Consider the following 14,514-nt stretch of genomic DNA (forward strand, 5'->3'; position numbering starts at 1 on the left):
TGGCTAATCGGACGCATCCCCATCCTTCACCGCCAAACCTTTCGTCCAAATCGGATGCCGTCAATGGACAACATACGGTATTAGTCCGACTTTCGCCGGGTTATCCCGTGGTGAAGGGCAGGTTGGATACGCGTTACTCACCCGTGCGCCGGTCGCCATCGGGGATTGCAAGCAACCCCCATGCTGCCCCGCGACTTGCATGTGTTAAGCCTGTAGCTAGCGTTCATCCTGAGCCAGGATCAAACTCTCCATTGTAAAATGTCTGCGCATGAAGGAATCCCTAACGAAAGAGAAACCAAAACGCTAAAAGTTCTATGCCTTGCGGCATTATCCCATCAGGACGAGCACCCAAATCTATCGTAGTTCCACTCACCTGTATCGATTAACCCACATCCTCTATAAGAAGACAAAGGAGAACCGACGGTTCTTTAATGTTCTACCCAAACGCGCCATCTAAAAAAACGAGCGCGTCTGCTCTTGTACTACTACTGTCTATGTAAATCTTTCAATGAACTCTTTCATGTCGCTCACGGGAATTTTGTTCCCGAAAGCGGATGCAAAGGTAGGACATTTTTCAACAACACGCAAGCCTTTTTAAGGAAAATGTTCAAAAGGAATGCAAGATTTCGTATTTCTTTACATAAAACCAACGCAACAGGAGAATACACCTTATAGATATAGGGACGATTTTAGGGCACCTGCCACATCCACTCATAAACTATGAGACTCACGCGACAAATGCAAAACCACCAAAGCCATACCCTATAGAAGCTGCAAGACCCCAAAAGCGACCCCAACCTCACCCTCTCCCACCAGCCACCGACGACAACACGCACACCAAGGACACGTTTTCCGCACCCCAACAACTAAACCCTAGGCCACCAGTCCTAGTCTTTCACCACGTTACAGATGAAATGTAAGTTCGTTACACACGACAGGTATATTGCCACATGCGACATGCAACGCAACCACATACGAAAGGAAACTAAAGCACCACACGTACGCAACCCTGCCAGAGAACAGGAAATGAAGTTTACCATGCAATTTATGAATGCGTATTTTGGCATTAGAAACGAACAGAATACAATGCAAAAGAGGTGTAAGAAACAAAACCTTACACCTCTTTAATATAGTTGCGGAGACACGACTCGAACATGCGACCTCCAGGTTATGAGCCTGGCGAGCTACCAACTGCTCCACTCCGCGATATTTATTTTTTACTTTTTGCATCTCGTTCCCGATTTGCGAGTGCAAAGGTACACATTTATTTGGAACTACACAAACTTTCTGCTGACTTTTTATATAAAAACCATAAAATTGTTAATAGTGCGACTTTGCAGAGCGTTAGGCAAAGAACGCAAGCACACTCAATAACAACACAGGGGAAATTTGGCTAATCCCTGCACGTCATCACCACGTTGAGCGCGCAACATTTCACCAGTTCATCAATGCTCCCCATCACGTGCGCGACGTTCTTCATCCAGCGTTTGGAAATCTTTTTTGCGCAACACGAAGCTGTTACTGAGATATTTCTCGCGCACAATTTTATTCTCTGCCAGCTCTTCGGGCGCACCCTGAAAGAGTATTCGTCCCTCGAACAACAAGTAAGCCCTATCTGTGATGGTGAGAGTCTCTTGCACATTGTGGTCGGTTATAAGGATACCGATGTTGCGATATTTCAACTGCCAAACGATGTGTTGAATATCTTCAACCGCAATAGGGTCTACGCCGGCAAAAGGTTCATCGAGCATAATGAACTTCGGGTCAATGGCCAAACAGCGTGCAATCTCGGTTCGGCGACGTTCACCACCCGACAACTGGTCGCCCTTGTTTTTTCTAACCTTACCCAAACGGAACTCACGGATAAGGCTTTCAAGCTTTTCAAGCTGATATTCTCGTGGCTTCCCGGTCAGTTCTAACACAGCCATGATATTGTCTTCCACACTCAACTTCCTAAAAACACTGGCCTCTTGAGGCAGATAGCCTATACCCGCACGAGCCCGCTTGTATACGGGGAAGTCGGTAATCTCAGTATTGTCAATAAAGATATGTCCGTCGTTGGGCAACACCAAGCCCGTAGTCATATAGAACGAGGTGGTTTTTCCCGCTCCGTTAGGGCCAAGCAGTCCCACAATCTCTCCCTGGCGCACGTTGATTGAGACATCGTTCACCACCGTTCGCTTGCCATATCGCTTCACAAGTCCTTCGGCACGCAGCTCCATGTGAGTATCTTCGTGGTTCTGTTCGTTGAGTTGAAAATCATTCGTAGACATATCTTCTCCTTATATTCTGATAATTAAACCTTGGTGCAAAGGTAGGCATAAAAGTGGTAACAAGAAATAAAAAGCACGCGCAAGATGGCTGTTTCTATCATAATTTGCGTACTTTTGCATAAGTTTGGCTGCGCTCGGCAATAAGAAAACAAGTTTTCATTGCACTCACTGGCACCAACTTTGCATAAGTTTGGCTGCGATCGGCAATAAGAAAACAAGTTTTCATTGCGCTCACTGGCACCAACTTTGCATAAGTTTGGCTACGCTCGGCGATGCAAGAAGACGGATTTCGCACCAAATGACGTGCCAAACGACAAAAGGACTAAAACGTTGCCTACCGATAAACGGAGAGTAATCGAAAGGCTTACACATTATTATATATAGGATAAAAAATGTTGATACTCAACTATCTCAACACACTTGGGCAATACCTCATATTGATGGGGCGCTCCTTTTCGCGCCCCGAACGCATGCGGATGTTCTTCAAACGATACGTCAAGGAGATGTCACAGCTTGGCGTCGACTCGGTGGGCATTGTCTTGCTCATCTCTTTCTTCATTGGAGCAGTTATCTGCATACAGATGAAACTGAACATCCAAAGTCCGTGGATGCCCCGTTGGGTGTCGGGCTATACCACACGCGAGATTATGTTGCTCGAATTTTCATCAAGTATCATGTGTCTTATTTTGGCCGGAAAGGTGGGTTCTAACATCGCATCCGAACTTGGTACGATGCGCGTTACCCAACAGATAGATGCGCTCGACATCATGGGCGTTAACTCGGCTTCTTACCTGATATTGCCCAAGATATTGGGACTGGTGACCATCATGCCGTTTCTTGTGATATTCAGTTCGGCAATGGGCATCCTCGGAGCCTACGCCACTGCCTACATCGGACACATCCTTACCCCCGACGACCTCACCCTTGGCATACAACACTCGTTCAATCCTTGGTTTATGTGGATGAGTATCGTCAAGAGTTTGTTCTTCGCCTACATCATCGCCAGTGTGTCGTCGTACTTCGGTTACACGGTTGAAGGCGGTTCGGTAGAGGTTGGAAAGGCCAGTACCGATGCAGTTGTAAGCAGTTCGGTGCTCATTCTGTTCTCAGACGTGTTCCTTACACAGATGCTCAGCTAAACTTAGCGAGGCACCACCCACCAACAACCAACGGCAAGAGAAAAAGCGTTTTTAGGTATCGTAAACGAAAGGGGAAGCCTGATTTTTCGGGCTATAGGTGGTCACAACACAGCGAAAGACTAGCCCAAAGACAAGCCCCCAAAAGTAAAAACAATGATTGAAGTAAAGAAACTGACCAAATCTTTCGAGGACAAGACCGTTCTCAAAGGTATAGATTGTGTGTTCGAAACAGGCAAAACCAACCTCATCATCGGACAAAGTGGTTCGGGTAAGACGGTGTTAATGAAGAATATCGTGGGCTTGCTCGAACCTAGTTCGGGCGAGATACTATACGATGGGCGCAACTTCGTTACCATGTCTAAACGCGAAAAGGTGCACATGCGCCGCGAGATGGGCATGATTTTCCAAAGTGCAGCCTTGTTCGACTCGCTTTCGGTACTCGAAAACGTGATGTTTCCGCTCGACATGTTCTCCACGATGAACCTGCGTGAGCGAACAAAACGTGCACAAGAGTGCCTCGACCGCGTAAACCTTACCGACGCGCAAGATAAGTTTCCAGGCGAAATTTCGGGCGGAATGCAAAAGCGCGTGGCCATTGCAAGGGCCATTGTGCTAAACCCCAAGTACCTATTTTGCGACGAACCGAACTCAGGACTCGACCCCAAGACCTCACTCGTGATAGATGAACTGCTATCGAGCATTACCAAGGAGTTTGGCATGACCACCATTATCAATACCCACGACATGAACTCGGTAATGGGTATTGGTGAAAACATCTGCTTTATCTACAAAGGTAAGAAGGAATGGCAGGGAACAAAAGACGACGTGATGGGTAGTAAAAACCAGAAGCTGAACGATCTCGTGTTTGCCTCCGACTTGTTCAGGAAAGTGAAAGAGGTGGAAGAGCGCGAAGAAGCCAACTTGGCAGCCAGCAAAGGATAGTCTGGTTCTGTGCTGCAACAGAGTTACTTGCGCAATGCACGTTACACGCAACTTAAAGGTAAATTGCCCGTAATCAAAATTTGACCAGCCCTCGACAACAACCTAAAAGACCCTACGTAGAGATGAAGTTAGCGCATATACCACACACCCCGATGCTGCACCATAGGCACAACAACCTCTTCGCTGGTGCTGTCGCCATAAGCAAAGATTAGGAAAACATTGGCTGAACGCTTAACTGTATCGGCCACAGCGTTCACCACACGCACATCAAGGATGCCACGGCGTTCGTCTTTCTGCTGCCCCACAAACATCTTGGCGTTGTCTATAAGTTGTCGGCGATAGCTCGCAGGAATGCTGTCAGGCCGATAAAAGCCATCTACATAATGTTCGTATTTTCCTGCCAACAGTTGGGTATAATACTCCTTGGCTGCCTGTGCAGCAACTTCCCCAGGGTCGGGCCCCGACGAACAAGCCACAGCCAGTAATGCCACGAAAAAGTAAAATAGTTTCTTCATCCGTTCGTTATCCTGTTAATTCGTAACGCAAAGATACGAATTATCTACATAGTACTATGTCATTGCAACGCTAATTTCCATTCTGTTACAATGTTTTAAGGGAAAAAGGGTTGTTACAAATCGCTGTGCCTAGATTGTCATAAGGGTGAAAAACTTTATGAAAAAGCAACTTGTACAAGAAACACGTTCATTCGTCCAGTGGCAGCAACAAGCGAAATACTGCCAATTTATTACATCTCGGTTTATGAAAGATGTCTCATAGAGCACTTTGCCCCACTTGAGATTCTATCATTCATAAAACAATTGAGCGTCATGTTCTCACAACGTCCTGTCAGTTAACATTCTCCTCAACTTCCAATTGCTTGAGGTATCATTACTCTTCATACATCAAAGCATTATGATCCTAAACATTTTAACAAACATGTTCAGGATCATAATGCTTATTTGTTGATTAGTGCAATAGAGCATCATTACTCCGAGAACTCTGCCCCTTCGTTTGTAGTAGTTGTCTCATTTTGTTTCATATCACTTATCTTCTCTTCAGAGGCACACTCTTCCTTCGATATATCAGAATTGTTTTCTTCCACTACCTGTTCAGGCTTTCCACTTGAAGAAACCTCAGAGACAGCATGCCCTTGATCTTTGTTCTGCTTCTTTACTTGATAATCTGATATTTTCCTTTTTTTCTTCTTCTTACTTCTTTTTATTTCAGTTTTTTGCTTTTCACTTTTTACATGTTTTTCCATCCGCTTTAAAATGAAAGGGCTGAAAAGAAAAATGATCGACATAAAAGCTACGACAATAAGGATTATATAGAGACATCCCCTTGGGGTTTTGCCCGCTACATTCCTGCTCCTTGCCATACTACGACATCTACCACAGCAAAAACCATCGTCCCACAGCCCGTCACCATCATATTCCTTTCCACAATATCTACACTTACTCATGATTCATACGATTTAAATGTTAACTTATACCATACTCATCTTACCTTTTCAACATGTTGCCTCACTTGTTTATCTGATTGCTTACGGTGATTTCAATGCAACAATTAGAGGACTCCATGCTTATAGTTCTTCCCCTTCTTTGCAGATATATTTCTCCCACTTACACGCCTTATTCTTTTTGGAAACTTTAATGGCAGAAACCAAAAGGTTTGTAGAGATATCACCATCATTTTGGCCTATTGTCATTCCTACGAAATCGTCCAAATCCCGTGGGTAAAAACTAAACTTGAGACCTGTTTCATCTTCCGTCAGAAAATATCTTGGTCGGGAGGTATCTTCCATTTCATATACATAGATAAAACTGTATTTTTCTCCTTCTGAAGAGCCTTCCAATTCCTCCCAATTCAAAGGGGTATCGCTATCCATTTTTTTCGCTGTCCCGTCAGGATAAAGCGTAAAAACATCATCTTCTCCCAATTTGAATGTCACAGGTTTATCGAGGCTTGCACCTTCTTCACCAACAATAGCCGTACTGGCATTCTTTTTATACTCACTTTTAATGGCTTCCTTTACCAAATCTGGTCCCAAACATTTTATGGCTACAGCGCCTATCACGAGCAAAACGGATAGTACGGACATAATTTTCTTTCCCATAGTGTATTTTACTTTATTAAGTTATTAAAATTAGAGTGAATGTCATAGATGATTGCCTCAACATACCTATAATAGTCAGGCTTAGCCTTAGGATAGGCATTGGGATGGCAGGTACGGTAAGCGAGCTTAACGCCAGGTATAGTAACCTTTGCTACATCATGTACGGGAAACTCACTAAAAGGAATAAAGTCTTCGTCTGTCAAACCAAAGCTTTCTTTGATGTAGGCATCATAACGTCCTGTCAAGAAGAGAATGATGTCGGGATGAAGTATTTCTACTTCTTGAGCAATGACTCTCGAAAGGAATTGTCTTTCAATATTATGAGTATGGTTATCTACTGGCTTACCATCAATGGTAGATAGTTTGCTGATGTTATTCCACATACAAACTGTACGAAGTTTGGGATTAAAGGAGTGTACAATTTCATCAAGCTGGGACATAAAATTATTGATACCCTTAGCGTGGAAAGTGTTCTTTCGTCCTTTCTCATCAAAATACCACATGCCGTCATTGAGCGAATAATTGGTTGCATAGAAGTTCTCATAAGCTGACATTATGGTTTCTACGGTCTCAGGTTCATCTCCTGTATAGAACTGAGATGCTGAGTTAAAGTCATCGCATCTATCAATGCCATACCATTTGTTAGGTTCTTGTCCGAATACCATCACCTTTAAGTCACTATTAGTATACCATTTTTCCGTAGGAACACCTCCCTCCCAATGGCAGGTTGACAATAGGAAAGGATAACCTATACTAGTGCCCGACCTTTTTATTTCCCTACAGAACTTGTTCCAGTTGTCTTGATATAACTGTCTCAGACGTTCGTTTAATAGTAGATTGTTCATGGTCATTTGTCTTGACTAACAATTTATGCTAACTATTTCCCAGAAGTAAGCGGTTTAGTAAATAGAAAAAGCGTGGGAACTATTGGATGTTGTCTTATCTGAGGTTCTGCAATACCCACTACCAAACAACAAACAATAGCCCACGCCGTGAGGTATATTATGCCCTTTGGTAAGGGTACAATAATCCCAAGCGTGAGCGTACTGCCTATTGCCTTTGGTAGTTGAAATTTTGCAGATTTCAGATAAAAGACAATATATCAAACGCTCTTTTTGAAAGTTGAACTCTTTAGAACGCACACCTGCACACAGATGAACTAGAAATTCGGATACAAAGGTAGACAAAATTTCTTATTAAATGTCTCTTTTTGTGCATAATTATATAAATAAGACAAAAAAAACACATCAAAGAACACCATCCTTTATGAATAAGAGAATAATGACATTCTCAGAGATAAAGCCAACAGCAGACCGTCTAGGATATATTAGTGTATTGAAAATAAAGAAAGAGACAATTATCTAGGTATGGATTTAACAGCGCGAGTTCGGGATAAAACCCAATTGTTATGCCAACTGCCGCATAGCACTTGTTGGCGAGATTGTCATTGCTTTACTTGGCTTAGTCTTGTTCAAAAGTCATGGTATCTTATCCCGAACTCGCCAATTAACCATTCCATCGGTCACGTTTTCATCGTTCCGAAAGTGCGCTTGCTAAGCCCTGATTATGCAATATTAGATTAATCGCCACGTTAAATGTATTTTGGACCGCTGTTCCAACTTATCTGGAATGCTGTTCCAGTTGAATTGGAACACTGTTCCAACTTAGCTGGAACAGGAGTCCAACTTAGCTGTAACAAGGCGAGAGCTGAAAAAACTCACTACAAGAGCTTATTGGGTGGCGAATGAAAAATGGCGTTTGGAGGTGGGAAATACACGTTCGCAAGATAAAACAAGTTGGGGATACGAGCCTAAGCCGTATCCCCAACATCTTATTTTTGCCTGATAAACACGTTAATTGGACAACCATGCATATCCCAGTTATCGCGTATCTTGTTTTCCAAAAAGCGACGATAGTTCTCTTTTACATATTGCGGCAAGTTGGCGTAGAACACAAACGAGGGTATCTGCGTGTTGGGCAACTGCGTGCAATACTTAATCTTGATGTACTTGCCCTTGGTTGATGGGGGCGGATAGGCCTCGATAAGGGGAAGCATCACTTCGTTAAGTTTCGACGTTCCCACATGTGCCTTGCGGTTAAGATATACCTGCTTGGCCGTTTCTAGCACCTTGAAGATGCGCTGCTTGGTAAGCGCCGAGGCAAAGATGATGGGGAAATCAACAAACGGAGCCATGCGTTCGCGAATAGCATTCTCGAAAGTTTTGATCACCTTTTGATCTTTATCGGCCACCAAGTCCCACTTATTAACCACTACAACAAGCGACTTTTGGTTTTTCTGAATAAGCTGGAAGATGTTCATATCCTGCGCTTCGATACCACGGGTGGCGTCGATCATCAAGATACAAACGTCGCTATGCTCGATAGAACGTATCGAACGCATCACGCTATAAAACTCCAAATCTTCCGTTACCTTGTTCTTTCGGCGTATTCCAGCCGTATCTACGAGGTAGAAGTCGAAGCCAAACTTATCGAAACGCGTATAAATACTGTCGCGCGTGGTGCCTGCAATCTCGGTAACGATATTGCGATCTTCGCCGATAAAAGCGTTAATGATACTGCTTTTGCCCACGTTAGGCCTACCCACTACAGCAAAGCGGGGTATGCCGTCTTCAACGTTTTCAGAATCTCCGGGCTTCAGTTTCTCGATCACGGCATCGAGCAAGTCGCCCGTTCCGCTACCCGTTGCTGCGCTAATGGGGAACGGATCGCCCAAGCCCAGCGAGTAAAACACGGGCGCTTCGTAAATCTGCTCGTTGTTGTCGGCCTTGTTCACCACCAACAACACAGGCACTTTGGTGCGTCGAAGAATCTGCGCCACATCCTCATCGAGGTCGGTTACGCCCGTATTCACATCTACTAGGAACAGCACCAAGTCGGCTTCTTCGGTAGCCACGAGCACCTGTCGGCGAATGGCATCTTCAAAGATGTCGTCCGAATTGACCACCCATCCGCCCGTGTCTACAACCGAGAACTCGCGCCCCGACCAGTCACACTTACCATATTGACGGTCGCGCGTGGTGCCAGCGGTATCGCTTACGATGGCGCTACGTGTTTTTGTAAGTCTATTAAATAAGGTGGACTTGCCCACATTAGGGCGTCCCACGATAGCTACTAAGTTTGCCATAAATGTAAATTCTTAATCGTCGAAAAGCTCGTTTGCGTGACACGCCCTGCCAAATGTAGTGGATGCGTGGCCCACAAGAAACGTCTTATTCGGGGTTATAGCCAAAACTGTCGAGTTCTTTCTTCGAGCTTCGCCAGTCTTTATCAACTTTCACGAAGGTTTCAAGATACACTTCCTTGTCGAAAAACCTTTCCAACGCCTTACGTGCTTCCGTAGAAACCTTCTTCAACGCCACACCCTGATGCCCGATTACGATGCCTTTTTGGCTTTCGCGCTCAACGTATATAACGGCGTTGATATGTATCTTCTTTTCCGTTTCCTTAAATCGCTCGACCTTAACCTCCACCGAATAGGGTATCTCCTTATCGTAATAGAGCAGTATTTTCTCGCGAATTATCTCGCTAACGAAGAAGCGCGCGGGCTTATCCGTAAGCTGGTCTTTGTCAAAATATGGTGGCGACTCGGGCAGCAACTCTTGAATTCGACGCAGAAGGAGGTCTGTACCAAACTTGTTTTTAGCCGAAATGGGTAATATTTCGGCGTTGGGCAGCAGCGCATGCCAACGTTCCACGATGTCGCCGAGGCTCTTCTGGTCGCTCTCGTCAATCTTATTGATGAGCAGCAGCACGGGAATCTTCATGCCCCGCACCTTTTCCAAGAAGTCGGCGTTCTTTTCGGGGTCTTCCACCACGTCGGTAACGTACAGCAATACGTCTGCATCGTTAAGGGCCGAAACCGAGAAAGCCAGCATCGACTCTTGCAACTTGTAGTTGGGTTTTAGTACGCCAGGCGTGTCCGAGAATACGATTTGCACCTCGGGCGTGTTCACAATGCCCATAATTCGATGTCGCGTGGTTTGCGCCTTAAAGGTGGCGATAGAGATACGTTCACCCACCAGCTGGTTCATCAGCGTGCTTTTGCCCACGTTCGGGTTACCCACGATGTTTACAAATCCTGCCTTGTGCATGTATGTCGCTGTGATAAAGATATTTGTTTAGAGCTTGGATAAAGCTCAAAAAGACGCATCTTAAGAAATTAAGGATGCGTCTTCTTTAATATTAACCTATTGAAGTTGAAGCAAATGTGCCGTTCGCTTACTTTCCTTGGTCGGCTGTTTCCGCTCCGTCGTATGCCCACTTGTAGTAAGAAGCACCATGAACGAAGCCTGCACCGAAGCCAGTAAAGATAACATTATCTCCCTTCTTCAATTGCTTTTCAAAATCCCAAAGCACCAAGGGCATACATGCCGCACTGGTGTTTCCGTAGCGTTGGATGTTTACCAGCACCTGCTCGGGTTGCACGCCGATGCGCTTTCCTACCGCTTCGATAATGCGAAGGTTGGCCTGATGAGGCACAACGTAGTCAATATCATTGGGTGTTAAGCCATTGCGCTCAATCAGTTTGGTGCAGTCGTCACCCATTGCCGACACGGCATAGCGGTAAACGGTGCGCCCTTCCTGATAGGTATAGTGCAAGCGATGGTCTACGGTAAACTGCGAAGAGGGACAAACCGAGCCACCAGCCTTTACGTGAAGGAAGGGCAAGCCCATTCCATCGGCCACGTGTAGCGAGTCTACCAATCCCACGTTCTCTTCCGTAGTGCCTTCCACCATTACAGCTCCAGCCCCGTCGCCAAAGAGCGGACAGGTTGCGCGATCCTTATAATCGGTGATGGCTGACATCTTATCAGCGCCAATAACGATAATGCGTTTGTGGCGTCCGCTTTGTATCATGTTACAAGCCACATCGAAAGCGTACATAAAACCGCAACAGGCAGCCGAGAAATCGAATGCGAAAGCATTTCTCAAGCCTAGCTTACCCAGCACGATAGACGCTGTAGAGGGATGGATATAGTCGGGAGTGGTGGTGGCAACGATAACCGCATCGATACTGTCGGGATCAACGCCCGTCTTCTTCATCAGAAGTTTGGCGGCCTTACGGGCCAGATAAGAAGTACCGAGCCCTTCTTCCGTGAGGATGCGGCGCTCCTTGATACCAGTACGCGTAGTAATCCATTCGTCGTTGGTGTCTACGATACGCGACAGTTCATCGTTGTTCAGAACATAGTCGGGTACGTATCCAGCGACGCCTGAGATTATCGCATTGATCTTATCCATTATTCAGCAACCTCTTCCTTAACGATAGCTACCTTACCTCTGTACTGTCCACAAGTGGGGCAAACCGTGTGATAAATGTAATAAGCGCCACAGTTTGGGCATAGAGCCAGTGTGGGAGCTACGGCTTTATCGTGAGTTCTTCTTTTGAGTGTACGAGTCTTGGACTGTCTTCTTTTAGGATGTGCCATTTTGTCTTAATCTTTAATATTGGTTTTTTATTTCTTTCAATTTCATCCAGCGCGGGTCAATCGTCTCTTCTTCATCCTCATCGCCACTTCGGTTGGCAGCATGTGCATCCAGCATGTCTATCATTGCCGGGTTGCATTTGCCAGGAGCGTGCACATGCTTGATGGGTATGGTAAGTGCGATAAACTCGTAAACGAACCACGACAGGTCGAGAACCCCAGGGTCTTCTTCCAACGTAACCAGTTCGTCTTCTTCTGAATATTCTTCTCCGAACCTCACTAACAGCCGCTCTTTAGTACTTACAGGCTGCTCCATGTCGTCTAGACACAGGTCGCAAGGTATGCTGACCGAACCTTCAATATCGAAGTTCAGTTCAAAAAGGTCGCCGTTTCTTATAGCTTGCAGCTCAACGTTCACCTTTCCTTTCTTAATTTCGGGGGCGTCGATAGCCTCAAAGAATCTGTCGTCAAGCACGTATTCCAGCGAGGTTTTACCTTGCTTTAACGCCTTGATATCCAGCTTAAAGGTTTCTAAGTCACACATTTGGTGTGCAAAGTTACAAATATTTTCCGATAAGTTCTAATGAAACTCAAAAAAGTTAGCGTTAGTTGGTGAGGTTTTAAGCTATAAGATGGTGAACAGGTAAGTTTTAAGCCGATAAACTTAGGGTAATATAACATTTTCTATTCATACGTCCCAGCTTTTCCAGCATGCCCCACCCTCGCACAATCATCCAAAAGGATCGTGAGCAAACCGTATAGGATAAGCCTCATACATTTTACTATTACCACAAGAAACATGTTCATCACCATTTCTTTCCTCGGTGATAGGTTCAGCCCATACGCCCTGCTGCCAATCAGGTTTGAGCGTATATTGGGCCTTTTGTGATAAATACTCTATCAAGAGTAACTCTTCGGAAGTTGGTCGTCTGATGTGTTCGTTATTTTCCATTTGCTATTTGTTTTTAGCTTAACCAGGCACGTGAGTTTTCAGAAGCTTTGATAAGTCATTCGTTTTTACGCGCAGTCATTTAATTATTGTCCATTTACATCATTAATAGGCACAAACTTCTTTAGTTCCCTATCATAGCATGTGGAGTTCCACAAAAAATCAAACGCTTCTTTCGTTATTAATTGATAGTCAAACTTCTTAAAGAAATTCATATCGCAATCAAGATCCGACCAATAACCATAGTTTCTCTCATCAGGCAGCTTAACAATGAGATTGTTATTAGTGTCGAAGCCTATTTCGCGAACTGCTTGATGAAAATCTACATCATCGTATTCTATAAGCCATTCGGCCACAAAATCAAGAGCTTCTTCAAAGTCTGGATTGGCTTCGAGACGATGAAATAGCTTTGAGAAGAACCTTCCTAGGAATGATCTTTTCTCTTGTTTACTAACATTATCTTGACAAAATGGCTTGAAATTAAATTTGAAGTATATCATATAGACGAAACGTTAAACGTATACTCTAAAAGTCAAGATGGTTTTAAATCCTAACAATAGCCCCTCCCTATCTTGTTAGTTTTGTTACAAATGTTCCATTTAAAACTGATTGGCCAAATCAAGTATCACGAGATCAAACAGCACATCTGAGCCATCCTCATAACATCCCTTAGTCACACGCTCTAGTACGATCTGAATATACTTAACAGCTTCGTCACAACTATTATCAGTATACTCTTTTATTAATTCTTCGCACTTCCTCTCGTAATACCACCCGTCATCTGTAGGATAGACTCTTGTAGGGTTGTTTTTCTTTACATACACATCGCCACCCAAAATTGGAGTAACTTCTTCTCGCAAGATATTAACCATTCTCAATGCCTCATCTGGTAAAAATGCAACAGAGTAAACTCCGTATTCTTGCAAAGAGATATATTTAATCCCATAATAATCAGCTAATTCTTTAGTTGTCATTGTTTTTATTTTTCTTTTATAGCCTCTCCTAAGGTCACGATTTTAATATATGGGAAGGCTTGTTCAACACTACCAAATACTTAATGGCGAATTATGCCCGAAAGAAGAATATGGGCCTCGATAGAATTCCTTGCCGAAAGGTAAGAAGTGGGGCACGGCGTATTCTGTGCCCCACCACTTAAACTGATTCCTTAGCCTTAAAGTTAAGCTCTTACAGATGGTGTTGAGTGAGAGCTAATGCTCTAAGAGCAAAGGCAAGTGCATGTTCACCACCGTTTGAACGATTTACCCATTGGGATGTCCTCGAACTTATCCGTGCTACTTGGTAACGAGAGTATCTCTGTGTCGTCATATTTCCATAAATCTAATTCGCAAAGACTCCTCGTCCCATCAACAAGAAGATATGCTGCTACTCCCATACCGTCTTCATCGTAAAAGTGACAGTCTGCGATCCAATAGCTACGAATATTTTTTTGCGGGACTCCATTATTCATCGCGATCGCAATTGGCCCCATCCTTTCTTCCGTGATAGGTTCTACCCATATACTTTGTTGCCAATCAGCCTCTAATCTATATTGACCTTTTTGCGCCAGATACTCAATCAGGAGCAACTCTTCGAGAGTTGGTCGCCTGATGGTATTTTTATATTCAATTGCCATCTGTCTTTAACCTTT

Annotated in this window: 16 protein-coding genes, 1 tRNA gene, 1 rRNA gene and 1 pseudogene; 3 read left to right on the plus strand and 16 right to left on the minus strand. The window is 44.3% G+C overall.

The genetic code is table 11. The annotated features are described in order from the left end of the window. The 3 genes from F453_RS0110800 to lptB form a co-directional block, all read right to left on the minus strand. Nucleotides 1–255, minus strand: a 16S ribosomal RNA gene (locus F453_RS0110800); the annotation flags it as partial. A gap of 878 nt (nucleotides 256–1,133) precedes the next feature. Next, nucleotides 1,134–1,206 (minus strand) — tRNA-Met (locus F453_RS0110810). A 239-nt stretch (nucleotides 1,207–1,445) separates the two neighbouring features. Then, nucleotides 1,446–2,273: an LPS export ABC transporter ATP-binding protein gene (gene lptB, locus F453_RS0110815; RefSeq protein WP_018968026.1), complete on the minus strand. Its 828-nt coding sequence runs from the start codon at nucleotides 2,271–2,273 to the stop codon at nucleotides 1,446–1,448. Nucleotides 2,274–2,665: 392 nt separating this feature from the next. Here lptB and F453_RS0110820 point away from each other — a divergent pair, with 392 nt between their 5' ends. Both F453_RS0110820 and F453_RS0110825 read left to right on the plus strand, forming a co-directional pair. Next, on the plus strand, nucleotides 2,666–3,412 hold the full coding sequence (locus F453_RS0110820; protein WP_018968027.1) for an MlaE family ABC transporter permease: 747 nt from the start codon (nucleotides 2,666–2,668) through the stop codon (nucleotides 3,410–3,412). Between the two features lie 153 nt (nucleotides 3,413–3,565). Beyond that, nucleotides 3,566–4,354, plus strand: a complete 789-nt coding sequence (locus F453_RS0110825; protein ID WP_018968028.1) for an ABC transporter ATP-binding protein — start codon at nucleotides 3,566–3,568, stop codon at nucleotides 4,352–4,354. 128 nt (nucleotides 4,355–4,482) lie between these two features. Here F453_RS0110825 and F453_RS0110830 read toward each other — a convergent pair whose 3' ends face one another. From F453_RS0110830 to F453_RS0110845, 4 genes are all read right to left on the minus strand, one after another. Continuing rightward, entirely contained in the window at nucleotides 4,483–4,869 is a 387-nt protein-coding gene (locus tag F453_RS0110830; RefSeq protein WP_018968029.1) for a hypothetical protein, read from the minus strand. A gap of 470 nt (nucleotides 4,870–5,339) precedes the next feature. Then, the gene (locus tag F453_RS0110835) at nucleotides 5,340–5,615 is read right to left on the minus strand and encodes a hypothetical protein (protein ID WP_234398514.1); all 276 of its coding nucleotides are present in this window, start codon (nucleotides 5,613–5,615) and stop codon (nucleotides 5,340–5,342) included. Nucleotides 5,616–5,936: 321 nt separating this feature from the next. Continuing rightward, the gene (locus tag F453_RS0110840) at nucleotides 5,937–6,470 is read right to left on the minus strand and encodes a hypothetical protein (protein WP_018968031.1); all 534 of its coding nucleotides are present in this window, start codon (nucleotides 6,468–6,470) and stop codon (nucleotides 5,937–5,939) included. An 8-nt stretch (nucleotides 6,471–6,478) separates the two neighbouring features. Beyond that, entirely contained in the window at nucleotides 6,479–7,315 is an 837-nt protein-coding gene (locus F453_RS0110845) for a hypothetical protein (RefSeq protein ID WP_244869425.1), read from the minus strand. A 733-nt stretch (nucleotides 7,316–8,048) separates the two neighbouring features. Between F453_RS0110845 and F453_RS16295 the strand changes: the two are divergent. Further along, a pseudogene (locus F453_RS16295) lies at nucleotides 8,049–8,315 on the plus strand (hypothetical protein). Here the strand turns inward: F453_RS16295 and der are convergent. From der to F453_RS0110885, 9 genes are all read right to left on the minus strand, one after another. Continuing rightward, nucleotides 8,302–9,615, minus strand: a complete 1,314-nt coding sequence (der, locus tag F453_RS0110850) for a ribosome biogenesis GTPase Der (protein ID WP_009237867.1) — start codon at nucleotides 9,613–9,615, stop codon at nucleotides 8,302–8,304. The pseudogene F453_RS16295 and the gene der sit on opposite strands and share 14 nt — an antisense overlap. A gap of 85 nt (nucleotides 9,616–9,700) precedes the next feature. Further along, the gene (gene era / locus F453_RS0110855; RefSeq protein ID WP_018968033.1) at nucleotides 9,701–10,582 is read right to left on the minus strand and encodes a GTPase Era; all 882 of its coding nucleotides are present in this window, start codon (nucleotides 10,580–10,582) and stop codon (nucleotides 9,701–9,703) included. Between the two features lie 127 nt (nucleotides 10,583–10,709). Beyond that, the gene (locus F453_RS0110860) at nucleotides 10,710–11,732 is read right to left on the minus strand and encodes a beta-ketoacyl-ACP synthase III (protein ID WP_018968034.1); all 1,023 of its coding nucleotides are present in this window, start codon (nucleotides 11,730–11,732) and stop codon (nucleotides 10,710–10,712) included. Beyond that, nucleotides 11,732–11,920, minus strand: a complete 189-nt coding sequence (gene rpmF / locus F453_RS15405) for a 50S ribosomal protein L32 (protein WP_009231934.1) — start codon at nucleotides 11,918–11,920, stop codon at nucleotides 11,732–11,734. The genes F453_RS0110860 and rpmF overlap by 1 nt, the downstream gene beginning before the upstream one ends. Before the next feature lie 13 nt (nucleotides 11,921–11,933). Then, nucleotides 11,934–12,461, minus strand: a complete 528-nt coding sequence (locus tag F453_RS0110865; RefSeq protein ID WP_018968035.1) for a YceD family protein — start codon at nucleotides 12,459–12,461, stop codon at nucleotides 11,934–11,936. Between the two features lie 186 nt (nucleotides 12,462–12,647). Then, entirely contained in the window at nucleotides 12,648–12,869 is a 222-nt protein-coding gene (locus F453_RS0110870) for a hypothetical protein (protein WP_018968036.1), read from the minus strand. Between the two features lie 83 nt (nucleotides 12,870–12,952). Beyond that, nucleotides 12,953–13,366 carry a hypothetical protein gene (locus F453_RS0110875; RefSeq protein ID WP_018968037.1) on the minus strand — a complete coding sequence of 138 codons (414 nt, stop codon included), beginning with the start codon at nucleotides 13,364–13,366 and terminating at the stop codon, nucleotides 12,953–12,955. Nucleotides 13,367–13,465: 99 nt separating this feature from the next. Then, a complete protein-coding gene (gene imm40 / locus F453_RS0110880; RefSeq protein ID WP_018968038.1) occupies nucleotides 13,466–13,840 on the minus strand; it encodes an Imm40 family immunity protein in 375 nt (124 codons plus the stop codon). 266 nt (nucleotides 13,841–14,106) lie between these two features. Continuing rightward, a complete protein-coding gene (locus F453_RS0110885; protein ID WP_018968039.1) occupies nucleotides 14,107–14,499 on the minus strand; it encodes a DUF6984 family protein in 393 nt (130 codons plus the stop codon). Between the last annotated feature and the right edge of the window lie 15 nt (nucleotides 14,500–14,514).

It is taken from the genome of Hoylesella loescheii DSM 19665 = JCM 12249 = ATCC 15930 (genome assembly GCF_000378085.1).
GTDB classification, from domain to species: Bacteria; Bacteroidota; Bacteroidia; order Bacteroidales; family Bacteroidaceae; genus Prevotella; species Prevotella loescheii.